Genomic DNA, 26,401 nt, shown 5'->3' on the forward strand with positions numbered 1-26,401 from the left:
CATAAGAAGTAATTGCCGCATTTGAAACATGGTAGAAGAACAGAGTAGAATGGCAATCAGTTGCCCATACAAATGGCATTCCAATCGTTCTCGTTTTATCTTTTTACAATGATGAATATGAAAGAATGATTTCCACGTTTTAAATAAAATCTCTATTTGCCAACGTAGAGAGTAGATATATAGATATCGCTGTAGTTCTTCAGCGAACAAATGAAACTCATCTTGAATCGATAGATTCATACAAAAACGCCATCCTTTCTGTATATTTCTACAAAAAGAATAACGCTTTCTATGAATTATGTGTATAAATTCACCTTAGGTTGATAGTAATGTATAGTGACCCCCCAATAAAGTGTCATTCCTTGATCGTCTGCTAAATATTTTCCGATTCCGTCTGATTTTAACACCTAAAGCTTGTATTTATTTGACTTATCACTAATCGTATCGGTGATGGATAAGTCTTTTACATTCACACGGGAAATGGAGAGATCACGATTAAGGACATAAGCGCGTTCTCCGTCCTGGCTAAAGACAATGGCTTGCCGGGGTTCTGTGAAACCACTGATTGTCTTAATCACATGGTTATCAGAGACGTTGATCACATCTATAGTATTGTCCGCCTTGCTGCTTGCAAAAAGCAGTTTACCATCGGGCGACAAGGCTGCACCGTATGGCTCACGTCCAACTTTTACCTCGTTAACGATTTGTCCTAGAGAGATGTCCACCACGGAAATGCTGTCACGACCGCTGTTTGCGGCATACAATGTTTGACCATCGGCAGTCACGGAGATTCCACGAATCATAGAGAAACCAATAATCTCACGTACGATGTTATTAGTGGCTGCATCAACTACGGACACCTTATCTCCTTTAAAGTTTGTTACAAACACATATTTTCCATTCGGAGAGACTGTAATACCTTGGCGTGGTTGGGAGAAACCAGTGATGACTGCAGTCGGTATGCGTTTCTCAAGGTCTATGACGGTTACAGAACTATGTGCCTGATTGTTCACGTACAGCGTCTTTCCATCAGGGCTGATGGTGGTGCCGAATGCACCTGGACCGACTACGACTTCATCCTTTAAGGTTAGGCTTTTTGCGTTGTAGAAACGTAAAGTGCCTAGCGTACTGTCCGAGACAACAAACTCTGAACCATTGTTAACGAACACGATGTTTCTCGGTGTAACAAAGCCATCGATTTTCTTGCGTAAAGTACCTTTAGCAAGGTCATAAATACGGATCGATTGTTCGCGACTATCTGAAACAATCGCAATCTGCTCATCGGGACTTATAGCGAGGGAGTTGTTAGTGATGCTTCCATCGAAGCTCTCCTTTGCCATAGAGCTTTTATTTTCAGTAAATGAGGCAAAAATGGCAGTCGGAAGAATAATAACAAACATCAAAGCTACAACCAATACACCTTTAAATTTCATTTTTTTAAACATTTCTTCACCTCGTTAAAAATTTTTTCACATGATAAATCTTCAAGACACACGAATAACTTCCATAGGTACACGCAAGCCCAGCAGATAAACAGGGTGTTTGAATCTTTGCAAATATACTTACTATACGTCTTTTGATTCCCTCCTTTTGTAATCGTGTCTGAATTTTTATCCCTTCGTTCTATGTAAACGTACAGATAGACAAATTGGTTTGAATATTATAAAAAAATAAATTTGATGATTAAAAATAATTACATGTTTTATAAATAATAATTACACTTTAATTCAATATAAAAATGCCCAAAAACAAGGTATGTTTATAGCAAGGGAATGCTTGTAGACTTACTTACCCTATATAATTATAGTTACCATAACACCACTTAACGGTATTCCATGTATCTATTGGCTAAAAAAAATCCTCCTTCAAATAATTAACTGTAAAATTTCTCATTCACATAACTCTATATGTTTATTTTCATATTGCTAAAAAAGGAGAATATGAAATATATGAGTATTGGCTTTATTATGCTGATAATGATTGGATTAATAACCATGAACACGATTGGGAAAAGTATTTTGTTTACTTGAAAAATGGCGTTCCAACACATTTGCTTATATCGAGTCACAACGGTTATAAAATAAAGTCATGGTCAGAAGTACTAAAAGATGATGGACATCCCTTAATAGGTGTTGATGGAGGAGCTCATGCGATGAAATGGGATAAAGAAGATGGAGTTCAAATTCGCTATAATGGAGCTATTACAAAAAATAATGGACGTCTTGATGAAGGGAATCAAACGAATCAACCATGGATTCTCTATAGCAATGATCCAATTGAGGATGTAACAAAATATTTAGCTGCTCCTGATACGTTTTATTACGGTAATCCAGCTTATCTCCTATATTCAAACGAATGTAGCGACCCTCGCCAAGCACCTTGGAAACGCAAAGAATGGGATAATCCACAGCTTCCTTAAACATAACGCTCATATGAATAGAATATTCTTAATGTAACATTTTGTTATTTCCAATAAAATGGAATGGAAAGGAGATGATTATACTGAAAATCTTTTTCTATTTCTTAATCATTCTGTTATTTCTTGTGATTGACTACTATTGCTTAGAAGAGGATAGCAAGAGATGGGGATGGTTTAAAAATAGAAGTAAAAAGCAAAAAACAATCTTTTTTACTCTTGTTCTTCTCTTAACTTTCATAGGATACATACTTTTTGATGCTAAATACTTTAAAATCTGAAATCTTTAGTAAGCTAAAAGAACCCATTTTTCTTTTTGATTCAATAGTTAAGGGCACTCACTTCTTGATAAAGAGGTGATCTTACTCGATTATATTTATTACTTATCAAAAAAAAAGAATTCCTTATGATTTATGGGATTCTTTTTTTATTTAAAGTTTGCTCATATAAATAATTACTAAGTACTAAAACTTACATAAATGCTTTTAAAAGTTCTTGAACTAATGGAATTGCTCCACCTAAGAATGTTAAACTTGCCATTGCGATTGTCATATTATTTCCTCTTCTTCTTTGAATGTTAAGGTGTAGTAAATATTATAAATTAATTATAGTAAACGAATATATTAATATACAAAATTTTAATATGCAATATTACATCTTCGAATTCTGTTTTATACCGTTATACTAAAATAGATAAATGCACAGCTTTCTCAATGAACTAAGCAGCTAATGAACCAAAAAAGGGAGAGAATCATAAAAATTCTCTTCCTTTTAAACAGTTACAATTTTATTTAATTATATCGAATAGGAGCAGAAATACATGAAAAGAAACATGTTGGAATATCAATACAGCTTAAACACATTAAAAAATTGTATATATATTTTTGGTATCTTGTTAATTATTAATTGGTATAGTTTATGCAAAAATCTTATACTAGGACATAACTTTTTGTGGAAAGAGGCTTTTTTAGTGGTAATATTTTTTGTTGTATTTATAAATACTTTACATCAAATTAAAATCAAAAACTATAAAGGTACATAATGTTGGGGTAATATATTGAATTTAATGTCAAAAATGGTTCTGGTGCAAATAGGGGTCCCACCCCATCGCCTTCAAGTTAAGAAATTCATCGTTCTCCAAAACGAAAAAAATGCACTGGATTCTCATAGACAACTGTGGTGAGATAACATTTTTGTTTTTGGGGTACTTCAAAAACTTAGCTTGATGGCAATGGGGGCATCTCAAAATCTTGTCCTGAAAAACTGGACTTTATTCTTTCCTGGTATTAATGAGTAAAAGGAAATTCGTACTAAAATGGGGAATAATACATTACTATCTATGAACAAGGGAGATTATTTTGAGCAATCGAGTTTTAAACCTTACTAAAGCAATTCATAACATAATAGATGAACAATTTTCTGGAGCTATTTACATCAAGGATAACAATAAAGTCTTATTTGAATCAGCATTTGGTTATGCGAACAGGGCGGATAAAAAATTGAATACTGTTCATACACGTTTTGGAATTGCATCTGGCTGTAAGTTGTTTACAGCTGTTGCTATTTGCCAACTCGTTGAAAAGGGTTTACTATCATTTGAAACTCGTCTTGAAAATTGTTTGAACATAAAATTTCCGCATTTTAACAAAGGCGTAACAATTCATCACCTTTTGACCCACAGTTCTGGAATACCGGACTATTTTGATGAACAAGTAATGGATGACTTTGAAGACCTTTGGAAACAAATACCTATGTATCTCTTGAATGACGCAAAAGATTTTCTTCCTTTATTTCAAAATGGGGAGATGATGTTCCAACCTGGAGAAAAATTTCACTACAATAATGCTGGATTTATTGTTTTAGGTTTAATCGTGGAACAACAATCAGGACTTTCTTTTACCGACTATATTGAAGTAAATCTCTTCCAACGATGTGGAATGAATGACTCAGGATATTTTCCTTTAGATCGACTCCCTAAAAACACTGCCTATGGGTACATAGATAATAAAGATGAAACATGGAGAACAAATACCTACTCGATTCCAATAAAAGGGGGAGCTGATGGGGGGGCTTTTATTACACCATCAGATATGATCAAATTTTGGGAAGCATTGTTAAATCATCAACTTTTAAGTAAAGAATACACAGAAATACTTTTAAATTCGCAAATCCATGTTAAAGATGGGATAGATTATGGATATGGACTTTGGATCACTAAAAGGGAAAAATCTATAATTAAGTATCATGTAATGGGATATGACCCTGGCGTGAGCTTCCATTCTGCTTTTTATCTTAAATCAGGAATCAAGATAGCGATACCTTCAAACAAAAGTTCAGGATCCTTTGAAGTAATGAAGGGGATTGAAGAAATTTTTGAGATATGACCAAACTTTTTTATAAGGGGTAGCACCACATCGCTATCAAGCTAAAAAATTGTGTCCATAAAACGAAAAAACGCTATTCTTTTGGTAGATACAAGTAAGAAAGGATGGCGTTTTTTATTTTTGGAAGTGTTGTGAGAACAGTAAAATTTGTTTAAGTTATAAATTTTAATTTAACGACCTTCAACAATCGGGCGCATTTATTTAGAAACGCGTCTTTACTTTTATATTAAATCATTTGTACCATTAATACGATACATCAAATAATTATAATGTTTATTCATATGAGTGTAGTGTAAGGCTTAAAAAAAGAACTGAAATACTTGTCACAATATTATTTTTCTAGGTTTTCCTTAATAATGGACGATTCATTTTTAAAGTGAAATCGCTCTTTTAAAAAGCTCCCTAAATTTCTCCCTAAATTTCTCCCTATCTTCTGATGTAAATGGTTTTGGCCCCTTTGTACGCTTTCCGCTTTTTCGAGCCATTGCACTTAAATAACGTGTTTGTAATAATTGATTAATGTTTTCATTTGTATAGCTATACCCCTTATGGTGAAGAACCGTACACCCTTTTGCTAAACCTAGCGAAGCAAGACCATAATCTTGTGTAACGATTATATCTCCTTTTTCTGCTAACTTCATAATCCGATAATCCGCAGCATCTGCTCCAGAATCAACATAAATCTTTTCCACCCCTGATGGTTGTTCCGCATTAGAAAAATGAGAGAAGCTAGTAACAAGGATAATAGGAATTTTAGCATTCGTACCTTCAGTGATAATAATATCTTTTACCGGACAAGCATCTGCATCAACATAAATTTTCATCTTTATCACTCCCATAAATAAGTTCGAGTTGATGATAATGGCAGATTTAGCTTTTGTCAAACGAAGATGCTTTACCCAAAATCATAAAAAAACAGTTAATTCTATTAAAGGGCGCTTTTCTTTAAGAAGGAGAACTGCTCTTTTTTGTTGAAGTGAAGAGTGAACTATGTTTAATAATTGTTTTTATGACAATTGAAATGGAGGTTTTTTATTGAAAAAAGGAGTAATTAGACCATTGGTTATTTGTTTATTTAGTAACAAAGATTCTATTCTTGTTGCTGAAGGGTTTGACTCCGTAAGCAAGGAATATTATTATCGCCCAATTGGTGGAGGCATTGAATATGGGGAATTAAGCTCTGATGCATTAGTAAGAGAAATTCAAGAAGAAATAAAGGCAAGAATAACTAATCTAGAATATTTAGGAACGCTTGAAAACATTTTTACATATAACGGTGAGATTGGGCACGAAGTAGTTATGGTGTATGATGCAACATTTGTTGACACTTCATTATATAAGACTATTTCCTTTAATGGTGAAGAAGACGATGGAACGATATTTAAGTTGTTTTGGAAGCCTGTAAGCGATTTTCAAAATGGTAAGTTACGACTTGTTCCTGAGAATTTATTAGAGCTTATACTAGAGAGGGAAATAAAAACAACTGCTGATTCTTTTAAATAAACCAGAAAATAGTAGCTTTAATGATCTTCCATAATCGGGCGCTCTCCTTAAGTAAGAGGGTCCTTTTTGTATTGGAATATTAATTAATTTAATGTTTATAAACAAAGTGAAGTAAAACTTGGTAGTATAAAAATAAAAAAGCAAAATAGGGGAATTAAAATGAAAAGTGTAAATAGGCTAAAGGAACAATTACTTGAACTCGAAGAGAAATTGTTAAAACCGGAAATTCGAGCTTCTCGAAATGAACTTAAAAAAATACTCGCAAACGATTTTTTTGAAATTGGAAGCTCTGGGAGAGTCTTGTACAAAAATGAGGATATTAGTGAGGAAGGAATAGGTGTTGTTAAGATGACATTGAGTGATTTCGAAATACATCCATTGTCTGATGAAATAGTGTTAACAACTTACCGAATATTTAACGAGGTAAACAAACAACATACTTTGCGTAGTTCAATATGGAAATCCATTAATGGTAGTTGGCAAATGGTTTTTCATCAAGGAACAAAAACTAATTCTTAATCCACAATCGGGCGCTTTAATGGAATAAGGATTACAGAAATAATCAAACTTTTTTATAAAACCAAAACTTAAATCAGCTGGATATGAAACCATCTTGATCAATCTTTTTTTCAAAACACGCTCTTTTCTATGATCGTTTATCAAGGTTATTCGTATCAATTTGATCAAACTTTATTTTAAAGCAACAACTAAAGCGTATAGAAACTAGATTAGATTTAATAACAAAGGAAATGGGAATTAGAGAGGTAGAACCTGAAATTAATCATGAACTACGACAGCTTGTGAAAGATGGAGAAAAAATTATGGCAATTAAGAAGGCACGAGAAGCATTTGGGTATTCATTGATTGAAGCGAAGGAATCTGTTGATAATTTATAACGTTATAAATAGATGTGATAATGTAAATTGTACTGAATGGAAAGAGAAAAAATTTTTGTTGGTAGAGTTGCCGTTAGTAATCCTTGAGTTACAAGCCTTCCCTGTTCATCTGGGGTTATATGGTGAATCCCTTCATCACCTGAAACCTCTGTAAATAATTCAACATCCTTTACTGCAAAGGTTCGTTCAAATGTAATGATATCTCCTACTTTTAAAGTCATATAAATCTCCCCCCACTAAAGTTTAAAGACCATTATGGTTAATTATAATCTGAATGTTAAAACAATATTGGACAATGTTTAACAACTGCATAAACCGTCATACGTTTTTTTTATTTCATTGATTAGATGACCGCTAACAGAGGATGCATGTTCAATAGAGTGTTTCTCTCATTGAAAAGCTTGTTCTTTTTTTCTTTGAGATAGGTTGTTCATATGTTTCAATAAGTTATTAAACGCAGTGCTCACCATTTCTTTTTAGGTATTTTAGTGCACCATTCTCGTATTCACGTAAGCCGCTAATACAACATGTCCAATGATAATAATAGGGAAAATTATTTGTGTACTTGGTGTAGTGAAGACGCTACCGATTGTTGCAGCAGCACCTGCACCTAGATTGTAAAGCCCAACTATGTTTGCTAGTTTTTTCTTATCTTTGACACGTCTTTCATTAAAACCAGATAAGAGCCAAGTATATTGCTTCACGCCTATAAAGTAAGATAATGCGAAAGAGATTATAGCGATAATACATAATGATGGAGAAGCAAAGAGAGCCATAGTTTCACCTCCGAAATCATTCTTACGTGCATTCTATAAATCGTCTAGCACTGTTAGAGAGCTTCCGATCTTTTAACCATATAATTGATGATTCAGATTGGAACGGAAAATCTATTAAATCTACAATTCTAATAAATTCTTGTGGGATATAAGATATGGCACTTTTGGGGAGAATTGAAGCTCCAATTCCTGCCATAATGAGCATAAGTACGAATGCAGAATCAGGACATTCGCACGCTATATTTAATTTTATACCACGGCGATTACATTCATCAATGACGAGTTGGTGATAGCTATCTTCTTTATCTTTATGTAATAGTAAAAGGGGGATATGATGAAGTTCGTTTATGGAGATTGGAAGTTGTGAGTTATGTAGTTCCCATTTAGCGGGCGCGACTAATACGAACGGCTCTTTTGATAAACAAATGCTTGAAAAAATCTCTTTATTAAAAGGAGTACGCAAGACAGCGAACTCGATATTCCGATTTGTTAGATGCTCTGTTAAGTATAAAGGGCCTCCTTCCCATATTTTTAAGTTCACATTCGGATAGTTTTTTTGAAAATAACGGATTTTTTCAGATAGAAAAGGAATGCAAGAATGAAATGCTCCAATAGACAGATTTCCTCTTAACCCTTCACCGGTATCTTTAATCTCTGTAATTGTTTCCTCTAATTGTCCGATAATACTTTTTGCTTTTATATATAAGATTTTACCTTCTTCAGTTAAATGCATATTTCGGCCGCTTCTTTCAAATAGGCTTACTGATAATTCTTGTTCTAGCAACGATAGTTGTCTGCTTAAAGGAGGCTGCGCCATATGCAGTCGATGAGCAGCACGAGTAAGCTGCCTTTCTTCAGCAATTGCAATAAAATATCGAAGTTGTCTTATATCCATTTTTAACCCTCTTTCTATACCTTTTTTGTATACAAAAACAACCTTATAAATAGTTTTTATATAATACGTCACATGATATCATAAATGAAAGATTTTAAATATAGAAAATTCTAAAAATTAAAAATATAAAAGTGCTTTTAGTAGATTCACAACTGAAAAGTATATGACACAGTTTCGAGGAGGAAATTTTTTATGAAAGTTTCGTTATTCATTACGTGTTTATCAGATGTGTTTTTTCCTCAAGTAGGTAAGAGTGTTGTGGAGATTATGGAACAGTGCGGAGTAGAAGTGGATTTTCCTGAAGGACAGACTTGCTGTGGTCAACCTGCATACAATAGTGGATACCAAAAAGAAGCAAAGCTAGCAGCGAAGCAAATGATACAAGCATTTGAGCATAGTGAATATATTGTCACTCCTTCTGGATCTTGTGCTAGCATGGTTCATCATTATTATAAAGAGCTGTTTAAGGATGATTGTGAATGGTATGAACAAGCAGTGCATTTAGCGAATAAGACGTATGAGTTAACGGATTTTTTAATGAACGTACTTGGGAAAAGTGATTTGAATTCTAAGCTAGATAGGACAGCAGTTTTCCACCAATCTTGTCATATGAGCCGCGGACTTGGGATAAAAGACGAACCGCTAGAGCTACTTTCACATGTAAAAGGGCTAGATGTAAAAGAATTACGATATTGTCAAGATTGCTGCGGATTTGGTGGGACTTTTGCGGTGAAAATGAGTTCGATTTCTGAAACAATGGTTGATGAAAAAATAAAACATATTGAGGAGGCGGAAGCTGATCTCTTAATTGGAGCTGATATGGGTGTCTTATGAATATTGGCGGGCGACTTAGTAGGAAAAATAAAGAGATTCAAGTGTTACATATAGCAGAAGTATTGGCGAAGGGGCTGGGGAAATGAGTGTAGTGCAGGGACTAGAATTTTTAGGAAGAGTAGATAAAGCATTGCACGATTCACAAATGAGAAGTGCGGTTCCGTTTACACAAGATAGGCTGCGGATAGGAAGGGAACAAGCTACATCTGAATTAGGAAATGTTGACGAATGGCGTGAAGCAGCATCGGAAATTCGGATGCATACAATTGAAAATTTAGATAGTTATTTAGAACAGTTAGCCACAAATGTTCGGAAAAATGGGGGGCATGTTCATTTTGCTTTGAAAGCCGAAGATGCCGTATCGTATGTTTCTGAAATTGCAAGAAAAAGAGGAGCAAAATCGGTTATTAAATCGAAGTCTATGGTTTCGGAAGAAATACATCTTAATCAAAACTTAGAAGAGATGGGATTAAAAGTGGTAGAGTCCGATCTTGGAGAATATATCATTCAATTAGCCGGAGAAGCTCCATCACATTTAATTGCCCCGGCCATTCATAAGACAAAAGAACAAGTAGCGGAGCTTTTTTCTAGGGAGGCTGGTAGAAAGATACCTGTTGATACAGATCAGCTACTACAATTTGCTAGGGAGCAATTACGTAAAGAATTTTTAGAAGCGGATATTGGTATCTCGGGTTGTAATTTTGCTGTTGCAGAATCTGGATCTGTCGTTCTTGTAAGTAATGAAGGAAATGCTCGCCTTACGACTACATTGCCAAAAGTTCATATTGCTATTATGGGAATGGAACGTCTTGTCCCGACATGGAAAGATCTTGATGTTGTCGTTTCTATGTTAACAAGAAGTGCGACTGGACAAAAGATAACATCGTATGTGACTGGAATTAATGGGCCTCGTTTACATGAAGATGTGGATGGACCTGAAGAATTTCATTTAATTATTTTAGATAATGGTCGTTCGGATATTTTAGGAACCGCTTACCAAGAAGTGCTTAAGTGTATTCGCTGCGGTGCGTGTGTAAATGTTTGCCCTGTATACCGCAATATTGGAGGGCATGCGTATGGAAGTGTGTATAGCGGGCCAATTGGTGCGGTGCTAGCGCCTTTATTAGAAGGATATGAAGAATTAAAAGAATTACCTTTTGCATCTAGTTTGTGCGGAGCATGTACAGATGTTTGCCCAGTGAAAATTCCGTTACACGACCTTCTCATTGAGCATCGTAAAGATGAGGTGGAACAAGGGTTTATAACGAAATTTGAGCAACTAGCTTTTAAAGGTTTCGCGTTTATGGCGAGTCATCCTTTTGTTTATGAGAAAGGTGTTAAAATGGCACATGCTGGCTTATCCATTTTTGCAAAAGACGGTTATATTGCGAAGGGACCAGGTCCATTAAAGGGGTGGACAGAGAGTAGGGATTTTCCAAAACCTGCGAAACAATCATTCCGAGATTGGTGGAGAAAAGAAAAGAGGGAGTCATAACATGACAGACGTACAAGAATCTTTTTTAAACAATATTGCACGTAGACTAGGGCGAAACCGCCGCTCTGGGGTAACTCCGCCTAAGTGGAATAACAATCCGCTTAGAAACTTTCCTAAAGAGATAGATCGCGAAACGTTAGTAGAACAGTTTATTGCAAATTTACATGCATTACATACAGAAGTAAGTCACATATATCGCTCAGAAATAGAGAATACCCTTCAGTACGTTGCGGAAAAATTTGATGTTCAATCGGCGGTGTACTGGGATGATGAGAGATTACACCAGCTTGAAATAGAAGAATATTTAACGAAAAATTTCATCTCTCATCGAATTTGGCAAAGTAAAAACGATGAAAGGGAACTACGAGACTATGTAGCTCGGGCTGATATGGGAATTACTTATGCTGAAATGGGACTAGCAGAAACGGGAACGGTTGTTTTATGGAATGGTGGTGGGCGTGGACGTTTAGTTAGTGTTTTGCCACCAGTTTATGTGGCAATCCTTTCGCAAAAAACAATTTATAGACGTTTAACAGAAGGGGGAGTAGCAGTACATGAACACGTTCCAAATGGACTACCTGCTTGTATTAACTTTATCACTGGTCCAAGCCGGACGGGTGATATTGAAATGGAGTTAGCTTTTGGAGTTCATGGCCCTGGAAAGGTTCATATCATTCTATTAAAAGATTAGAGAGAAAAACAAAAGTATACGAGGGGGAGTGGGGAGTTTGATGAAGAACAAATTCCGCTATTATGTTTTTGCGATGCTTACGTTAATTACAATGGTAAATTATATTGATCGCGGAGCTATCGCCTATGCACAGTCTTTTATTATAAAAGAATATGGCTTTGACCCGAAGGAATGGGGAGCGATATTAGGCTATTTTGGTTACGGTTACATGATTGGTTCTTTATTAGGAGGTATTTTTTCAGATGAAAAAGGACCAAAGTTTGTATGGATTGTAGCAGCAACGACATGGTCTATTTTTGAAATTGCGACAGCTTTTGCTGGAGAAATAGGGATGGCTGTTTTTGGAGGCTCTGCTTTAGCGGGATTTGCTCTGTTCCGCATATTATTTGGATTCACAGAAGGGCCATCTTTCGCGGTTTCGAATAAGACAGCAGCAAACTGGGCAGCTCCAAAAGAAAGAGCTTTTCTAACATCACTTGGTTTTGTTGGTGTTCCGTTAGGCGCAGTATTAACTGCACCTGTGGCAGTTATGTTACTCTCTTTTACAAGTTGGAAAATGATGTTTTTCATCCTTGGTGCAATTGGAATTTTATGGGCGATTATTTGGTACTTTACTTTTACGAATATGCCTGAAGATCACCCGCGAGTAACGAAAGAAGAACTAGCTGAAATACGAAGTGCTGAAGGAGTGCTTCCATCAGTAACTGTTGAGAAAGGGACGAAAAAAGAGCCGTGGTATTCATTTTTTAAAGTGCCAACATTCGTTATGGTTACATTAGCATATTTTTGTTTCCAGTATATTAATTTCTTAATATTAACTTGGACGCCAAAGTATCTGCAAGATGTATTCCATTTTCAATTATCTTCTCTCTGGTATCTTGGCATGATTCCTTGGCTTGGCGCTTGTATTACTTTACCACTAGGAGCGAAGTTATCTGATCGTATTTTACAGAAAACAGGAAACCTTCGTTTAGCTCGAACAGGATTGCCGATTATTGCTTTATTCCTTACAGCTGTTTGCTTTAGTTTCATTCCAGCGATGGATCATTATGTGGCTGTACTAGCGCTTATGTCACTTGGAAATGCATTTGCTTTTTTACCAAGTTCATTATTTTGGGCAATCATTGTCGACACAGCTCCTGTCCAAGCGGGAACATATAGTGGAATTATGCATTTTATTGCAAATATCGCGACAATCTTAGCTCCGACTTTAACTGGGTATTTAGTTGTAAGCTACGGCTATCCTTCTATGTTTATCGTAGCTGCCGTATTGGCCGCTATTGCAATGGGAGCAATGGTGTTTGTGAAACCAGGGCAGCAAACTAGGACTGAAAGTTTGTTTAACTGGAGGAGTAAGGAGAGACTAGAGGAGCCGCGTACGAACATTTAAAATCATTTTCATGGAAAACGAGTTGTATGTAAACTCGTTTTTTCATTTGTCTAAAATGAATGGTTTTTATAGTAAAATATGAGTTGGATGGAAAAAATTGAAAAAGGGTTGGGGTCATGTATGTATACAGTTGGGCAGTTTGCAACAATATGTGGTGTATCCGTTAAAACGTTACATCATTATGATACAATTAACCTTGTAACACCTTTGTATACTGATGCAGTAACAGGGTATCGATATTATGATTATGAGCAAATAAAAACTTTACAATATATAAAAAGGCTAAAGAGTTTCGGTTTTTCATTACAAGAAATAAAGAGGATTTTACAAAGTTGTGATAATAGAGAGTTAGAGAATCGATTACGAGAGAAATCTCTACAATTAGAAAAGAAAATGAAAAAAATACAACAAGCTTTAGGACAAATTAATCAATCTATTAGTGAGTTGAATAATAATGAGCCGTTTGTAACGGTTTCAAATATAACAGAATGCTTTGAAGAAATACGAGAAAGGCAATGGGTTTATGGTATTCGAGAAAAGATATGTACACGAGAAATCGATTTTGTTGTAAAAAAATTGTTTGAAAGGTTATATGCATATGGTCTAGAAGTAGACGGGAAAATGATGACAGTTTTTCATCAATTTAATAAAGGGAATGTACCAATAGATTTAGAAGTTTGTGTACCTATAAAAGAGTACGATCGTGCGCTTTCAAATGTTCGGTGTTTAGAAGGCGGAAAACATATTTGTGCGATTGTAAAAGGCCCCTATTCGGAATTAGGAACCGCATATGAAAAAATAATGGATTTCATTGGGGAAAAGGGATATGTAGTAAGGGATTCACCTTTTGAAGTGTATGAACAGGGGATGCTTGCAGAAAAAATAGACTATAAAAACATTCGACCTGATTTCAAGCATACTCCGTTACAATTTATAACGAAAGTATGTTTTCCTGTAGATTCGTGATTGACCCTCCTGTTACAGGAGGATATATCCTAGCCTTAGTAAGAGAAAAGAAGAGGATTATATATGTATCATCCAAGGTTACGCGGAACACATTATGAGATGGGAAAACATTACGGGAGTATTTTATATAAAAATGGATTTCGGTTTCCAAAAGTGTCAGAAGAAAAATTAGCTTTCGGAAAGAAAAGTCATATACTATTAAAAGATTTCTATCCAGAATTCATAGACGAAATGAAAGGATTTGCTGAAGGGTGTCATGTAACGTATGAAGAGGTAAGTTCGTTTATATTGAGTATAGGTGTATTTGAGCCAATGGCACAATGTAGTATATTTGCATTTTATAACGGTTCAGAAGTGATTATGGGAAGAAACTATGATTTGATTCTAGATATGAAAAAATATACAGAGAGTTCTCTCGTTTGTCCTAACGATAAATATTCGTGCGTTGGACATTCTGATGTGTTTTTAGGGAAAGTAGATGGGATGAATGAACAAGGATTGGCAGTGGCGATTACACTTGTACAAAGTGAATATAAAGAAGTGGGATTAAATTGTTATGTGGTAGTTCGAAAAATATTAGAAAATGCAAGTACGGTAGAAGAGGCGATACATATTTTAAGAGAATTCCCGTCGTCAATTTGTAATAATTACTTATTAGCAGACGGGTCAGGGGAAATGGTGGTAGTAGAAAAAGCGCCACATAACATGTTTGTACGGAGACCAAGAGAAAATGAAAGTTTTATCATCTGCACGAATCATTTTGTAAGTAAAGAAATGGTAGGTTTACAACAAAATGTTGATCATGATTGGAGTAAATCTCAAAATAGATTTGTTTATATAGAAGAACAGTTAAGAAAAAATTCACAGTTAAATCGAGAAAGTGCATAGGATATCTTATCGAATAGTAAAGAGCATGTTTGTTTAAACTTAAAAAAATATAATTTTGGTACGTTATATTCTGTTGTATATGAATTAAATGATTTGAGAATACATCGTACAGAAGGGAAGCCGAGTCGCTGTAAATATAAAGAAGATAGAAGATTGATAGAAGAAATTCATAAAAAGAGAAGGAGAGTATAAAATGAAGCTTTCTGGATTTCAGCAATATGTAGCAAACTTTAGTAAAGAAAAAGGATTTGCTGATACGACAATCGAGAAGCGTACAATGTATTTAATGGCGGAACTAGGAGAATTAACAGAGGTAATTATAAAGCAAAGTGAAGGTAAGGATGCAAAAAGAGAAATAGGCTTAGAAATGTTCGATGTCATTTGGAATGTATGTGACTTAGCGAATAAATTAGAAATTGATTTAGAGAGAGCATTTCAGGAAAAGATGGAAATCAATCGGGATAGAGAGTGGTAAAGATATAGTTGGATAGTATAACGCTAACATGAGATAATAGCGTAAGGAATTCAAGTGGGCAGGATTGTAATGGAGGAAGAAAATGAATTTGAAATATAAATGTTTAATACTAGACCATGACGATACAGCAGTGAAAAGCACACCGGATATACATTATCCATCATTTGTAGAAGCTTTAAAAGATTTAAGACCTGATGACACGCCGCTATCATTAGAAGAATTTGTTACATACTGTTTTCATCCAGGCTTCATGAGTTTATGTAAAGATATCATTGGTTTCACACCAGAAGAACAAGAGCACCAACAAAGGGTTTGGAAAAAATACACAGAATCGAAAATTCCAGACTTTTATGAAGGATTTCCTGAATTGGTACAGGAGTTTAAGAGACGGGGTGGAATTGTAACAGTTGTTTCCCACTCTGAAAGTAGTCGCATTAAGAGGGATTATGAAAAGCACTGTGGGTTTGTTCCAGATGCAGTGTTTGGATGGGAACTAGAAGAAAATCAAAGAAAACCACATCCATATCCAGTGAAAAAGATTTTGTCTATGTTTGATCTACGTGAAGATGACGTCATCATATTAGATGACTTAAAACCTGCACTGGAAATGGCAAGAAGCTGTAACGCTACATTTGCTGCAGCTGGCTGGTCCCATCATATTCCGGAAATTAAGAAGCAAATGGAAGAGGGATCAGATTATTATTTTGAGAGTGTAGAGAAGTTTAAGCAATTTATTTTTGGAGAATAAAGGTTAAAAGAACTTGGTAATTTTTATTTAGAATCAAGAGATAGGTGCTTAGGATAGGTATACTAAGAATAATTATATAATGTGCAACATTATATAGACAAAAAGAAGAGGATAGATACAAACAGAGGAATTCTGCTTGTTCTATCCTTTTGTTGTACTACAAATGACCTCATTTACTACTACAATGTATTTGCTTGTAGTAGTAAATGTTGCTTTGAAAAAAAGTTTGATCAAAATACGCTCTACATATATTCTACTGAATTATTCTTTTACGGGGTAGCACCACATCACTATCAAGCTAAGAAATACAAATACCCCCAAAACGAAAAAATAAGCTGTCTTCTGTCAAAAATACACGAAATTTTCAGCTTGAGGTATTTTAAAATTCTTAAGTTGATAGGTATGGGCAATTCCCCTATATGGATAAAGCGTAAAAAAGTAGTGAGATAAGCGATTATAAAAGCAGTACCACCACTATAAAAGTGTTGGTACTGCTATATAGTAACGAATTTTATATTAGTTAGAACGTACTTGCTACTTTAACAGCCTTTTCAAGACCTGTGGCAATAATTTTTTCTGCTTTATCTGGGAATTGGTTGTGACCTTCAATCACTACTTTCTCCATATCATTTACACCGAAGAAGCTCATCATACTTGCTACATATTTAACGGCCATTTCCATTTCAGCTTTTGGTCCTTTAGAATATACACCGCCGCTTGCGTTTAATAATGCAATTTTTTTATTTCCAATAAGACCTACTGGACCTTCTGGCGTATATTTAAATGTTTTGCCTGCGCGGTTTAAGTAATCAATATATGTGTGTAGTACAGCTGGGATTGTTAAATTCCATAACGGGAAACCAAAGACTACTTTATCAGCTGCAAGGAATTGATCTAAATATTTATCAGCAACAGCTACTGCTTTTGCTTCTTCTGCTGTTAAATCAAATCCTCTACTTGCTTTAAATGTGCCGTTAATCATATCTACTCCTACATATGGTAATTCTTCCTTGTATAAATCAAGCTCTACCACTGTATCATTTGGATGTGATTCTTTGTAACTTGCTAAAAAAGCCTCATATAATTTCACACTAACCGCCTGATCCGCTGGACGATTGTTTGCTTTTACAAATAATACTGTTGTCATACTTTTTCCTCCTGTTACTCACTATTACGTTGTTATATTTTTAAAGGGATTATATTGTCTTTACAATGTTTTTTTAAAACTGCACTCCATGTCTCCACCTAGCGCTTCAGCTGTATCGCCAGTTTCTCTGAAATCATGTGTATGAATTAGTTCAAACGGACCAAAATCTGTTTGTTTATAAAATTCATAGCAAGGGAATCCATCATGTTTACCTTCAATATCAACAGTACCATCTTTTTTGACATGCACAGTTAAAAGATAGTCAACAGCAGGTGCATTTATATTTAATGGGTTGCTAGCACTTGCACTCATTTGAAACTTGACGTCATTAGAACTCCATTCAATATCTGTGCATACAATACGTTCTGTACTAGCTTTTCCTGTTCTTTTATTAACGGAACCATCTGGATTTGTAACTCTTTCCGTTGTTATACCCGTATTCCCATATGTGAAAATTTCTTTTTTGTGAAAATCTACAACTACTTCTTGTTCAACTCTAGAACGCATAGCGTTTACAGCATAAGGGGTAAATTCACGTGAGTCACCTTCGAATTCGATTAAGTCTCCCGTTTGATTAGGTCCAGTCCAACCTATTGAAACCCAAGACATTGGGATAAATACACTTGCTCTAATTTTAACGATATCAGCCATGATAAACACCTCTGTAATTTTATTTTTAAGTAATACAAAACATTGAATCATTGAACAAAACAGGTCACATTTTTTTAAAACAATCAATTGTTTTACCTTTAATACTCGCTAGCGTTTGTTAAGTGTGATACTTTTTTGATTCATATTTTATTTAAATTTTCTTTTTAAAACTGTATTCCATCTCTCCAGCTAGCGCTTTTGGAGTGTCACCAGTTTTTCTGTAATCATGTGTATAGATTAATTCAAATCGCCCAAAATCTGTTTGCTTATAAAATTCATAGCAAGGGAATCCATCATGTTTACCTTCAATATGCAAAGCTCCACTTTTGCTAACACGTATAGTTAATAAATAGTCAGCTGCAGGTGCTGCTGCATCTAAAGGGTTGCTGGCACTTGCCTTCATTTCAAAAGAAACTTCATTAGCGCTCCACACAACATTCGTACATACAATGTTTTCTGTACTTGTTTTTCCTTTTTTATGCTCAATAGAACCATCTGGATTTGTAATTTTTACAGTTGTAATACAAGCATCTGCAAATGTGAAAATTTCTTTTTTATAAAAATCAATAATCACTTCTTGCTCTAATCTCGACCGCATTGTGTTTACCGCGTATGGTGTAAATTCACGTGCATCACCAGTATATTCTAAGATCCTTCCTGTTGCAGAATCCTTAATAGGTTCTAACCAAGCATACGGAGCAAATACACTTCCTCTAATTTTAACGATATTAGCCATGAGAAACCTCCATAATTTATTTATTCTTATTTCAGTGGATTCTACTTCTTTCAAAATTTGAATATAGTCAATTTGATTGACTATCATCTGTATAGTACAATAAGATTAATACATAGTCAACCTCATTGACTTTATTTAAGGAGATTTTATATATGAATCATCAAGTTTTTAGTGAATTAGATCTTACATCACTTTTATCATTATCTTTTAGTGCATCCATTAATGAATTACATGACAAATTAAATGAATTGGGATTTGAAGATATCAGACCTGTACATGGTTTTATGTTTAAATGTATTACTCCTAATGGAGCAACAGGTATAGAACTAGCCGAATATTTAGGAATTACGAAGCAAGCTGTGAGTAAAATGGTGGATTATCTTGAGAAAAGTGGGTATGTAGTGCGAAAAACTCATCCTACTGATAAGAGAGGGAAAATTATTGTTTTGACCGAACGAGGTTGGTTAGTTGTAAAAGCGAAAGAGAAGATACTAACTGAAATTGAACAACGTTGGATCACAAACATAGGTACCGAACGAATGCAAATGCTCAAAGAGGATTTAACAAAATTAGTTTATGAAGCAAATGAATGTAATTTATCACCTAGGTTAAGACCTATTTGGTAAATATTGATTTTAAAAGGTGGACTAACAGTACGCCCATTAACTTAAAAGCATAAAATCCCCCATAATAATGAAAAAATACGCTATTCTTGTTGTAGAAATATATATAGAAAGGATGGCGTTTTTGTATGTCTATTTCTGTATCTGATGAATTACAGCTATTTGCTCAAGAGATTCAACGCTTTTTATCTCCAAATATTTTACGAGACCTTGCTAGAGATGTCGGTTTCGTACAACGAACCAGTAAATACCAAGCTAAAGATTTAGTCGCTTTATGCATATGGATGAGCCAAAATATCGCTACAACCTCTTTAGCTCAGTTATCTAGCTGTTTAGAAGTATCCACAGAAGTACTCATCAGTCCGGAAGGACTGAATCAACGTTTTAATAAATCAGCCGTTCAGTTTTTACAACATATATTAACTAACCTTCTAAATAAAAAATTAACTTCATCTATGCGAATATTTTCTCCATACACCTCTGTTTTCAAGCGTATTCGTATTTTAGATTCAACTGCATTTCAGCTTCCAGATATATTTTCACCCATTTATCATGGAGCGGGAGGATGTAGTCATACTGCTGGGATGAAAATTCAACTTGAATATGACCTATTAAGCGGACAATTCCTACATATCCATACAGGTCCAGGTAAACAACATGATCGAACCTATGGTTCTCTGTGTGTCCCAACTGTAACACCGAATGATTTATGTATTCGTGATTTAGGGTATTTTCATTTAAAAGATCTTCAATATATACAAGATAAAAAGGCTTACTATATCTCTCGAATTAAATCCAATACACGTATTTATCAAAAGAATCCCACACCTGATTATTTTCAGGATGGAAGAATAAAGAAAGGTACAGAGTATATACAGATAGATATGGAGGTTTTAATGAATTCTCTTCAACCAGGACAAACATATGAAATATCCGACGCTTATGTAGGAATGACTGATAAAGTACCAACTCGTGTGGTTGTTCATCGACTAACAAAAGAACAACAAGAAAAGCGATTACAAGATCAAACTGTAAGAGAAAAAAAGAAAGGAATGAAATATTCTCCTCGTAGTAAACGACTCAGTGGTATCAATGTATATATGACAAACACTTCTACAGATGTTGTCCCGATGGGAAAAGTTTTGCTGATATAGAACTAGAAGGAGTTATCCCATTCTTAACAGGCATTCAAGGGGAATTGCAAGCTGGAACATATCGGCCACAAGCTAATCGGAAAGTAGAAATCCCAAAGGCGAACGGCAAAATGCGAACTCTGCAAATTCCGTGTATACGAGATCGTGTGGTACAAGGAGCGCTAAAGCTCATATTGGAAGCAATCTTTGAAGCCGATTTCTGCCCAAACTCGTATGGATTTCGACCGAAACGCTCTCCTCATCAGGCATTGGCAGAAGTACGACGTAGTATATTGCGCCGTATGACCATAATAATTGATGTTGATTTATCTCGCTACTTTGATACAATCCGACACAACATACTATTGGAGAAAATTGCGAAACGTGTCCAAGACCCACAGGTTATGCGTCTTGTAAAACAGGTAATTAAGGCAACAGGAAAGATCGGTGTGCCGCAAGGGGGACCATTTTCTCCACTAGCCGCGAACATTTACCTCAATGAAGTGGATTGGACATTTGATGCCATTCGACGCAAGACAGCAGAGGGCAATTACGAAGCTGTAAACTATCATCGTTTTGCCGATGATATGGTTATCGCTGTAAGTGGACACTCCAGTAAACGAGGATGGGCTAAATTGGCATTACGACGACTACGGGAATAGTTAAAGCCTTTGGGAGTTGAACTGAACCTGGAGAAAACTCGGATGGTCAATCTCCTAAAAGGAGAATCCTTCGGCTTTCTAGGATTTGATCTGAGACGAATACCGAACCGAAATAAGAATGGATCTTTCGTTTTCATGACCCCGAAGAAGAAAGCTCGCACGACAGTGAAGGCGCGAATCCGTAAACTCATTCAAAACGCAGGAGCGAAGCCAGCACAAGACTTAATAAAACAAATCAATGCCGTATTGACTGGATGGGTAAACTACTTCCGGGTTGGGAATTCTAGCCGAGCTTTCAGTGAAGTACGTGATTATACGGAGATGAAAATTCGCACGCTATTAACGAGAAGGAAACGACGACGAAAGCATAGCATCGGATGGCAGAGATGGAGTAACCAATATCTCTATGGTGTACTGGGGCTCTACTGGGACTGGAAAGTCCTTCCCCTGAAAAGTGCAGAGAATTACCGAGGAAAGTGTCTGCCATTCGATAGGTCTCATAACCCTTTTGATGAAGTTTATGGGGTGAGCTGCTTGAGGGAAAACCTCACGAGCAGTTCTTATGGGGAGAGGCTGGAGACGGGCCGCAACTGATACCGCGCCAGTCTTTTACCCGACAGCTGTTATTTAAAATATGGAAATCTTGGTTTCAAATTCATCGTTGTAAATCTATTAAACAAGAGCGTCTAGAATGTCATCTTTATGGACAGTTAATTGCTATTTTTCTTTGTTCTTCCACTATGTTCAAAATACGACAGCTGTTACTACAGAAAAAACAAAAAGAATTAAGTGAATATAAAGCAATTTATATGATTCAAGATCATCTATACTCAGTATATAAGGCTATCCAACAAGACACCCAAGAAGTATCAAAAATTTTCCTTCGTCTGTTTGACCTTTTACAGAAAAACGGACGGAAATCCCATAGATATGAGAAAAAGACAGTCTTTGATAGTTTAGGCGTTGTTTATCAGTGTACTGTATCCAATCTAAAGCAGAAAACTGCATAACCTTTAAAAATACACCTTATCAAGGTTTATTTGGCATGCGTATTTTTAAAAACAAATAAATAAAATATTAAGCATGTAGGCAACATGAACAGAAGTTCATAGGAAACCCAACCTTAGCTTGATGGGCATGGGGTACGGAAACGATTCAGGGAATGAGGTGCCTATCTGATATTTATTTACAGAATAATTTAAGGAATGCTCTGACATATCAATATCTTCCCCATTTAAATTTACAAAGGAAGAGTTCATTCTGGACTCTTCTTTTTATGCGCTCTAAAAGGTACACCTTTAGATACACTTTTAACTTTCATGTATTTGGTGTTAAGTGGATTCCTTGAATTGTCTATAAAAGTATACCTTTACAGATACATAGGAAACTATAAAAAACCACGTCTATAAATATCTGTTTCTCATTTTACAGACATCCGTTTATTTTATATATCTTTACAGACATAATTGTTATAATTATCAATGAGGTGTAGCATATGAAACATAAAAAATTTGGATATGTGCGAGTTTCGAGTAAAGATCAAAACGAAGAACGGCAAATTCAGAATATGAAGAATTTAGGGATAGAAGAACGGGATATTTTCATAGATAAAGAATCTGGAAAAAATATGGAGCGAGAGAATTATCAAATGCTAAAACGTCTTGTTCGTACAGGAGATACCATTGTGTTTGATTCCTTGACAAGACTTGGAAGAAATATGAATGATACATTAGAAGAATTTAGATATTACGAAAAACATAAAGTAAATTTACAATTTATAAAGGAACCATACGTTAACGTCAATTACACTGGAGAAAGTACAAATGATGTTATTCAGAGCGCAATTCAAAAAGCAACACTGACAATATTATCTGCCTTTGCAGAAAAAGAGCGCATTGATATTAAACAACGTCAAGCTGAAGGAATTGCTCTTGCCAGAAAACAAGGTAGACGTTTAGGACGTCCGCCTGTCGAAATAACAGAAGAATTTACGGATGCTTACAAGGAATGGAAATCTGGTTCAATTACAGCAGTAGGAGCCATGAAAAAGTATGGCATCAAACGTTCTTCTTTTTATAAGCTTGCTAAACAGTATGAGGAAAGAATGAAAGAATAGAGAGAAAAAATTTTAATTTGTTAAGATAGTAATTGAGGTAGCACCAACATTCGTTAAAATGTGGGTGGGCCCCCTTTTAGCAAAACCGGAGTGGAAATGATGAGTATAAATAGTTTTGTGGGATTGATAAAGGACGAATTATTAAAAGAGGTAAGCATAAGAAGTGAGGATGAATTCGAGCCTGTAGTAGTTAAAGATATTCCTAGACTTTGGAAGTGTTTAGGGACAGGTAATTATGCCGCAGTATTTATGCACAAAGAATACAAAGATTGGGTAGTGAAAGTTTACGCGCGAGAAGGAGAAGGAATTGACAAAGAATCAGAAGTATACCGAAGAATCGGAAATCATCCTTCTTATTCGAAGCTTATATATAAAGGAGAAAATTTCATAGTATTGAAACGTTTAAAAGAAATTACCTTATACGATGCTATTCATAAGGGGATTAAAATTCCTAAGCAGGTAATCCTTGATATCAATGAAGCTTTAGAGTATGCAAGGGAACAAGGATTAACTCCTTGTGATGTTCACGGGAAAAATGTGATGATGGAAAACGGAAGGGGATATGTAGTCGATGTATCTGATTTCTTAAAAACAAAAGAAGATAGTAAGTGGAGAGACCTAGAAAAGGCATATTTTACATTTTACTTGCCTTTCATTTATAAATTGCCTTTCCCTGTTAAAATACCGTATTTCATGTTAAACATTGTTAGACGTTCATATAGAAAATATAAGAAGCTTAAGAAGAAATTCAAATTGTAAAAGGACCACATACTTATCTTTAGGTTAGATAAGTGAACCACTAGTAAACAAAAGGACCGTACATTTTAGATATGTCTAATCTGTACGGTCCTAATTTTATAACTTCATGGAGTAATCAGTAAGCTTTTCATTTTCTTTTTCACGCAATTGCTTATTTTCTTCTTCAAGCTCTTTATTCTTTTCCTCTAACTTTTCAATTCTTCTTTTAAGAGAAGCGATGACGGCATTTTGATTGTTCTCGTCCCGTTTAATCCCAGAGTCCACAAATGCTTTTTCTTGTTGATTTCGCAAGAAATTGATGCGTTCTTTGAGATCTGTATGGTTATACAGTGTGGCTTTACTCACTCCGGCTTCTTCTGCCACACTATTGAAGTTAATTGCTTTAGAGCTCTTGGTTAGACGTTTTATAGCTTCCTCAGTTGCTCTTCACGGTCGAAATTTGCTTAGCGTATGTTTTCGTTAAATGTGGGTGGGACCCCATGCCCATCAAGCTAAGCTTATATAAGTTTAATTTCACGTAAGACTTTTCTTTTTTTAAAGATCCAGTATAAGTTCCTTTATTACGTGCAGAAGCAATTATTATGAGTGAAGATTATAAACAGGTACTTGTTCAATGTGATACAGATGAATCTTTCTATCGTTTTCCGGGTGGATCAATTGAATTTGGAGAAACCGCACATAAAGCTATCATTCGAGAGTTATTAGAAGAGTATGATTTGAAGGTTAAAGTAAATGATTTTGCAATGATAAATGAATACATATTTGAAATTGATGGTAAAAAACACCACCAATGTAGTATCTATCATTTTTGTACCCTTGAAGACAGCTTAAATCGAACTATATTTCATAAAGAGTACAAAAATATTGTACTCATTTGGAAAAAACTAAATGATTTAGAGAAAACTCCTACCTATCCCGAAGGAATAATCGAATTTTTGCAAGCAAAGGATTATAAAAATCCTCATTTAGTAACTGAAAAAGTCTATCCGTGACCTCTGATAACGGACGTTACTAAAAAAGAGGTGTTATCATCTATAGAAAACACCTCTTCAGTCTATAACTATTTTTTAATAGTCTAATCCTTTTTTCTATAGTCTAAAACATTTTTTTAATAGGACATTCATCTAAATTTAATGAAGATACCCCCTACAAAAGTAGTAGAAATTTCATTTAAATTCGCTACCTCAGTTTGATTTATTATATTTTAATTTCGATATAATAGTAAACAGATATATTGGACATGGGGGTACATTACAATGATTACACATATTTCAGATTTAGAATTACAGACACTTTCTTTAGAGGGAGTAAAGCAGGTCTATCAAGATATACTATGTTTCCCAATAAAAAATGAGACTGAATCATTTGTTCAATTTAAAATAACTCCTTATACAACAATTAGTTTTCGAGAGGTGTTAGAACCAATCACGCCAGCTCATTTTGCTTTTCAAGTTCCAATGTCTATTTTCCAAAATATTGTTACTTGGTTACTTCAATCAGGTATACAAATTTTGAAAAATAAAAACGGAGATTTTATCATTCATAATACTAAACAAAGTCGGTCATTATATTTTAAAGATGGTGATGGAAATATACTTGAGATCATATCACACGATTACATTAAAGAGGGAATTCTAAATCCAGTAGGAAAGTTACAAGTTATATATCTAAGAGAAATAGGTTTTCCTGTTGAATCTGTGCCAGTGTTTCGTGATTGGCTAAAACAAACATTACAGATGAGGACGTTAGAAGATCAGGATATATTTAATCTAGTTATAGGAGGGACTGCTCATGCTGTGGTTGTTAGTAAAGGAAGACCGTGGATTCCTATTGGTATGAGAGCATTACCACCTAAAATGCATATCTCTTTTGGAACAACAAGTCCCTCTTTTTTAAAAGAGATTCAGGATAACCTTCTTCAAAGTAATGTGAAATTTCATTCTAATACTAATGAAATTTCATTTATACGAGAAGGATATTCGTTTTCGGTACGCCTTACAGAAAATTTTAAAGCTGATATTCCAAAAAAATTAAAATTACCACTTTCAATTTAAAAAAATAGAAAGCCAAATAATATAAAATAGTTTAGGAAATATATGACCACCCACTAATCCATGGGTGGTCTTTTGGTTACAAATAAGCATCAACAAACCTAATAGGTAGAAATATCGTTTTGGGGATGAAAATTTATATAAGCTTGATGGGCATGTAACGTGA

At 34.9% G+C, this 26,401-nt stretch carries 23 protein-coding genes and 8 pseudogenes; 21 read left to right on the forward strand and 10 right to left on the reverse strand.

The features are described 5' to 3' along the window. Together HRG09_RS23965 and HRG09_RS23970 are read right to left on the reverse strand one after the other, a co-directional pair. Positions 1–174, reverse strand: a pseudogene (locus HRG09_RS23965) (transposase); the annotation flags it as partial. A gap of 233 nt (positions 175–407) precedes the next feature. Continuing rightward, positions 408–1,445, reverse strand: coding sequence for a beta-propeller fold lactonase family protein (locus HRG09_RS23970; protein ID WP_174103323.1), 1,038 nt, complete (start codon positions 1,443–1,445; stop codon positions 408–410). Positions 1,446–1,945: 500 nt separating this feature from the next. On the opposite strand from HRG09_RS23970, the gene HRG09_RS29445 reads away from it, so the two are divergent. Beyond that, a complete protein-coding gene (locus tag HRG09_RS29445) occupies positions 1,946–2,419 on the forward strand; it encodes an NPP1 family protein (RefSeq protein WP_309232339.1) in 474 nt (157 codons plus the stop codon). A gap of 1,355 nt (positions 2,420–3,774) precedes the next feature. Then, positions 3,775–4,800, forward strand: a complete 1,026-nt coding sequence (locus tag HRG09_RS23980) for a serine hydrolase domain-containing protein (protein WP_174103325.1) — start codon at positions 3,775–3,777, stop codon at positions 4,798–4,800. 371 nt (positions 4,801–5,171) lie between these two features. Here HRG09_RS23980 and HRG09_RS23985 read toward each other — a convergent pair whose 3' ends face one another. Further along, positions 5,172–5,624, reverse strand: coding sequence for a YaiI/YqxD family protein (locus HRG09_RS23985; RefSeq protein ID WP_174103327.1), 453 nt, complete (start codon positions 5,622–5,624; stop codon positions 5,172–5,174). Between the two features lie 211 nt (positions 5,625–5,835). Between HRG09_RS23985 and HRG09_RS23990 the strand changes: the two genes are divergently transcribed. The 3 genes from HRG09_RS23990 to HRG09_RS24000 all read left to right on the forward strand — a co-directional run bounded on the left by HRG09_RS23990 (position 5,836) and on the right by HRG09_RS24000 (position 7,199). Beyond that, positions 5,836–6,303 (forward strand): NUDIX hydrolase, encoded by a 468-nt coding sequence (locus HRG09_RS23990; protein ID WP_174103329.1) that lies wholly within the window; start codon positions 5,836–5,838, stop codon positions 6,301–6,303. 159 nt (positions 6,304–6,462) lie between these two features. Beyond that, complete coding sequence (locus HRG09_RS23995) at positions 6,463–6,822, forward strand: nuclear transport factor 2 family protein (RefSeq protein WP_174103331.1); 360 nt, start codon at positions 6,463–6,465, stop codon at positions 6,820–6,822. 173 nt (positions 6,823–6,995) lie between these two features. Then, positions 6,996–7,199 carry a hypothetical protein gene (locus tag HRG09_RS24000; RefSeq protein ID WP_309232340.1) on the forward strand — a complete coding sequence of 68 codons (204 nt, stop codon included), beginning with the start codon at positions 6,996–6,998 and terminating at the stop codon, positions 7,197–7,199. 50 nt (positions 7,200–7,249) lie between these two features. On the opposite strand, the pseudogene HRG09_RS24005 reads toward HRG09_RS24000, so the two are convergent. The 3 genes and pseudogenes from HRG09_RS24005 to HRG09_RS24015 all read right to left on the reverse strand — a co-directional run. Further along, a pseudogene (locus HRG09_RS24005) lies at positions 7,250–7,420 on the reverse strand (hotdog family protein); the annotation flags it as partial. A gap of 264 nt (positions 7,421–7,684) precedes the next feature. Next, positions 7,685–7,975, reverse strand: a complete 291-nt coding sequence (locus tag HRG09_RS24010; protein WP_174103335.1) for a DUF3784 domain-containing protein — start codon at positions 7,973–7,975, stop codon at positions 7,685–7,687. Between the two features lie 22 nt (positions 7,976–7,997). Next, a complete protein-coding gene (locus HRG09_RS24015) occupies positions 7,998–8,870 on the reverse strand; it encodes a LysR family transcriptional regulator (RefSeq protein WP_174103337.1) in 873 nt (290 codons plus the stop codon). A 192-nt stretch (positions 8,871–9,062) separates the two neighbouring features. On the opposite strand from HRG09_RS24015, the pseudogene HRG09_RS24020 reads away from it, so the two are divergent. From HRG09_RS24020 to HRG09_RS24055, 8 genes and pseudogenes are all read left to right on the forward strand, one after another. Beyond that, positions 9,063–9,790: pseudogene (locus HRG09_RS24020) on the forward strand ((Fe-S)-binding protein). Further along, complete coding sequence (locus HRG09_RS24025) at positions 9,787–11,199, forward strand: LutB/LldF family L-lactate oxidation iron-sulfur protein (protein ID WP_174103339.1); 1,413 nt, start codon at positions 9,787–9,789, stop codon at positions 11,197–11,199. Before HRG09_RS24020 ends, HRG09_RS24025 begins: the two are co-directional and overlap by 4 nt. Position 11,200: 1 nt before the next feature. Beyond that, on the forward strand, positions 11,201–11,890 hold the full coding sequence (locus HRG09_RS24030; protein WP_174103341.1) for a LutC/YkgG family protein: 690 nt from the start codon (positions 11,201–11,203) through the stop codon (positions 11,888–11,890). Between the two features lie 40 nt (positions 11,891–11,930). After that, complete coding sequence (locus HRG09_RS24035; protein WP_174103365.1) at positions 11,931–13,280, forward strand: MFS transporter; 1,350 nt, start codon at positions 11,931–11,933, stop codon at positions 13,278–13,280. 120 nt (positions 13,281–13,400) lie between these two features. Then, positions 13,401–14,246, forward strand: coding sequence for a MerR family transcriptional regulator (locus HRG09_RS24040; RefSeq protein WP_174103343.1), 846 nt, complete (start codon positions 13,401–13,403; stop codon positions 14,244–14,246). Positions 14,247–14,309: 63 nt separating this feature from the next. Then, positions 14,310–15,326: pseudogene (locus tag HRG09_RS24045) on the forward strand (C45 family autoproteolytic acyltransferase/hydrolase). A gap of 1 nt (position 15,327) precedes the next feature. Then, the gene (locus tag HRG09_RS24050; RefSeq protein WP_174103345.1) at positions 15,328–15,609 is read left to right on the forward strand and encodes a MazG nucleotide pyrophosphohydrolase domain-containing protein; all 282 of its coding nucleotides are present in this window, start codon (positions 15,328–15,330) and stop codon (positions 15,607–15,609) included. Positions 15,610–15,691: 82 nt separating this feature from the next. After that, positions 15,692–16,357 carry an HAD family hydrolase gene (locus HRG09_RS24055; protein WP_174103347.1) on the forward strand — a complete coding sequence of 222 codons (666 nt, stop codon included), beginning with the start codon at positions 15,692–15,694 and terminating at the stop codon, positions 16,355–16,357. A 520-nt stretch (positions 16,358–16,877) separates the two neighbouring features. Here the strand turns inward: HRG09_RS24055 and HRG09_RS24060 are convergent. From HRG09_RS24060 to HRG09_RS24070, 3 genes are all read right to left on the reverse strand, one after another. After that, entirely contained in the window at positions 16,878–17,504 is a 627-nt protein-coding gene (locus tag HRG09_RS24060) for an FMN-dependent NADH-azoreductase (protein ID WP_174103349.1), read from the reverse strand. 60 nt (positions 17,505–17,564) lie between these two features. Continuing rightward, the gene (locus HRG09_RS24065) at positions 17,565–18,155 is read right to left on the reverse strand and encodes a DUF3238 domain-containing protein (protein ID WP_174103351.1); all 591 of its coding nucleotides are present in this window, start codon (positions 18,153–18,155) and stop codon (positions 17,565–17,567) included. Between the two features lie 151 nt (positions 18,156–18,306). Next, positions 18,307–18,891: a DUF3238 domain-containing protein gene (locus HRG09_RS24070; protein ID WP_098643762.1), complete on the reverse strand. Its 585-nt coding sequence runs from the start codon at positions 18,889–18,891 to the stop codon at positions 18,307–18,309. A 152-nt stretch (positions 18,892–19,043) separates the two neighbouring features. Here HRG09_RS24070 and HRG09_RS24075 point away from each other — a divergent pair, with 152 nt between their 5' ends. The 6 genes and pseudogenes from HRG09_RS24075 to HRG09_RS24100 all read left to right on the forward strand — a co-directional run bounded on the left by HRG09_RS24075 (position 19,044) and on the right by HRG09_RS24100 (position 24,184). Continuing rightward, positions 19,044–19,517, forward strand: coding sequence for a MarR family winged helix-turn-helix transcriptional regulator (locus HRG09_RS24075; RefSeq protein ID WP_174103353.1), 474 nt, complete (start codon positions 19,044–19,046; stop codon positions 19,515–19,517). Positions 19,518–19,642: 125 nt separating this feature from the next. Further along, a pseudogene (locus HRG09_RS24080) lies at positions 19,643–20,656 on the forward strand (IS4 family transposase); the annotation flags it as partial. Continuing rightward, positions 20,611–21,780 (forward strand): annotated as a pseudogene (gene ltrA / locus HRG09_RS28640) (group II intron reverse transcriptase/maturase); the annotation flags it as partial. The pseudogenes HRG09_RS24080 and ltrA, both read left to right, overlap by 46 nt. 146 nt (positions 21,781–21,926) lie before the next feature. Then, positions 21,927–22,319: pseudogene (locus HRG09_RS24090) on the forward strand (IS4 family transposase); the annotation flags it as partial. Positions 22,320–22,804: 485 nt separating this feature from the next. Then, positions 22,805–23,425, forward strand: coding sequence for a recombinase family protein (locus HRG09_RS24095; protein ID WP_174103355.1), 621 nt, complete (start codon positions 22,805–22,807; stop codon positions 23,423–23,425). Positions 23,426–23,524: 99 nt separating this feature from the next. Further along, the gene (locus HRG09_RS24100; RefSeq protein ID WP_174103357.1) at positions 23,525–24,184 is read left to right on the forward strand and encodes a protein kinase family protein; all 660 of its coding nucleotides are present in this window, start codon (positions 23,525–23,527) and stop codon (positions 24,182–24,184) included. Positions 24,185–24,280: 96 nt separating this feature from the next. Here the strand turns inward: HRG09_RS24100 and HRG09_RS24105 are convergent. Then, a pseudogene (locus HRG09_RS24105) lies at positions 24,281–24,601 on the reverse strand (DUF6262 family protein); the annotation flags it as partial. 164 nt (positions 24,602–24,765) lie between these two features. Between HRG09_RS24105 and HRG09_RS24110 the strand changes: the two are divergent. Next, entirely contained in the window at positions 24,766–25,176 is a 411-nt protein-coding gene (locus HRG09_RS24110) for an NUDIX domain-containing protein (RefSeq protein WP_174103359.1), read from the forward strand. 264 nt (positions 25,177–25,440) lie between these two features. Further along, on the forward strand, positions 25,441–26,238 hold the full coding sequence (locus HRG09_RS24115; protein ID WP_174103361.1) for a VOC family protein: 798 nt from the start codon (positions 25,441–25,443) through the stop codon (positions 26,236–26,238). Positions 26,239–26,401: the final 163 nt, after the last annotated feature.

It is taken from the genome of Bacillus sp. Xin1 (assembly GCF_013314535.1).
GTDB lineage: Bacteria > Bacillota > Bacilli > Bacillales > Bacillaceae_G > Bacillus_A.

Excerpts from the sequence above, each read along its gene's own strand:
- HRG09_RS24110 (WP_174103359.1), top strand. The coding sequence starts at position 24,766 with ATGAGTGAAGATTATAAACAGGTACTTGTTCAATGTGATACAGATGAA.
- HRG09_RS24115 (WP_174103361.1), top strand. The coding sequence starts at position 25,441 with ATGATTACACATATTTCAGATTTAGAATTACAGACACTTTCTTTAGAG.
- HRG09_RS23985 (WP_174103327.1), bottom strand. The coding sequence starts at position 5,624 with ATGAAAATTTATGTTGATGCAGATGCTTGTCCGGTAAAAGATATTATT.
- HRG09_RS24025 (WP_174103339.1), top strand. The coding sequence starts at position 9,787 with ATGAGTGTAGTGCAGGGACTAGAATTTTTAGGAAGAGTAGATAAAGCA.
- HRG09_RS24075 (WP_174103353.1), top strand. The coding sequence starts at position 19,044 with ATGAATCATCAAGTTTTTAGTGAATTAGATCTTACATCACTTTTATCA.
- HRG09_RS24100 (WP_174103357.1), top strand. The coding sequence starts at position 23,525 with ATGAGTATAAATAGTTTTGTGGGATTGATAAAGGACGAATTATTAAAA.
- HRG09_RS24065 (WP_174103351.1), bottom strand. The coding sequence starts at position 18,155 with ATGGCTGATATCGTTAAAATTAGAGCAAGTGTATTTATCCCAATGTCT.
- HRG09_RS23995 (WP_174103331.1), top strand. The coding sequence starts at position 6,463 with ATGAAAAGTGTAAATAGGCTAAAGGAACAATTACTTGAACTCGAAGAG.
- HRG09_RS24010 (WP_174103335.1), bottom strand. The coding sequence starts at position 7,975 with ATGGCTCTCTTTGCTTCTCCATCATTATGTATTATCGCTATAATCTCT.
- HRG09_RS24035 (WP_174103365.1), top strand. The coding sequence starts at position 11,931 with ATGAAGAACAAATTCCGCTATTATGTTTTTGCGATGCTTACGTTAATT.
- HRG09_RS24055 (WP_174103347.1), top strand. The coding sequence starts at position 15,692 with ATGAATTTGAAATATAAATGTTTAATACTAGACCATGACGATACAGCA.
- HRG09_RS23970 (WP_174103323.1), bottom strand. The coding sequence starts at position 1,445 with ATGTTTAAAAAAATGAAATTTAAAGGTGTATTGGTTGTAGCTTTGATG.
- HRG09_RS24040 (WP_174103343.1), top strand. The coding sequence starts at position 13,401 with ATGTATACAGTTGGGCAGTTTGCAACAATATGTGGTGTATCCGTTAAA.
- HRG09_RS24095 (WP_174103355.1), top strand. The coding sequence starts at position 22,805 with ATGAAACATAAAAAATTTGGATATGTGCGAGTTTCGAGTAAAGATCAA.
- HRG09_RS24050 (WP_174103345.1), top strand. The coding sequence starts at position 15,328 with ATGAAGCTTTCTGGATTTCAGCAATATGTAGCAAACTTTAGTAAAGAA.
- HRG09_RS24015 (WP_174103337.1), bottom strand. The coding sequence starts at position 8,870 with ATGGATATAAGACAACTTCGATATTTTATTGCAATTGCTGAAGAAAGG.
- HRG09_RS24060 (WP_174103349.1), bottom strand. The coding sequence starts at position 17,504 with ATGACAACAGTATTATTTGTAAAAGCAAACAATCGTCCAGCGGATCAG.
- HRG09_RS24030 (WP_174103341.1), top strand. The coding sequence starts at position 11,201 with ATGACAGACGTACAAGAATCTTTTTTAAACAATATTGCACGTAGACTA.
- HRG09_RS24070 (WP_098643762.1), bottom strand. The coding sequence starts at position 18,891 with ATGGCTAATATCGTTAAAATTAGAGGAAGTGTATTTGCTCCGTATGCT.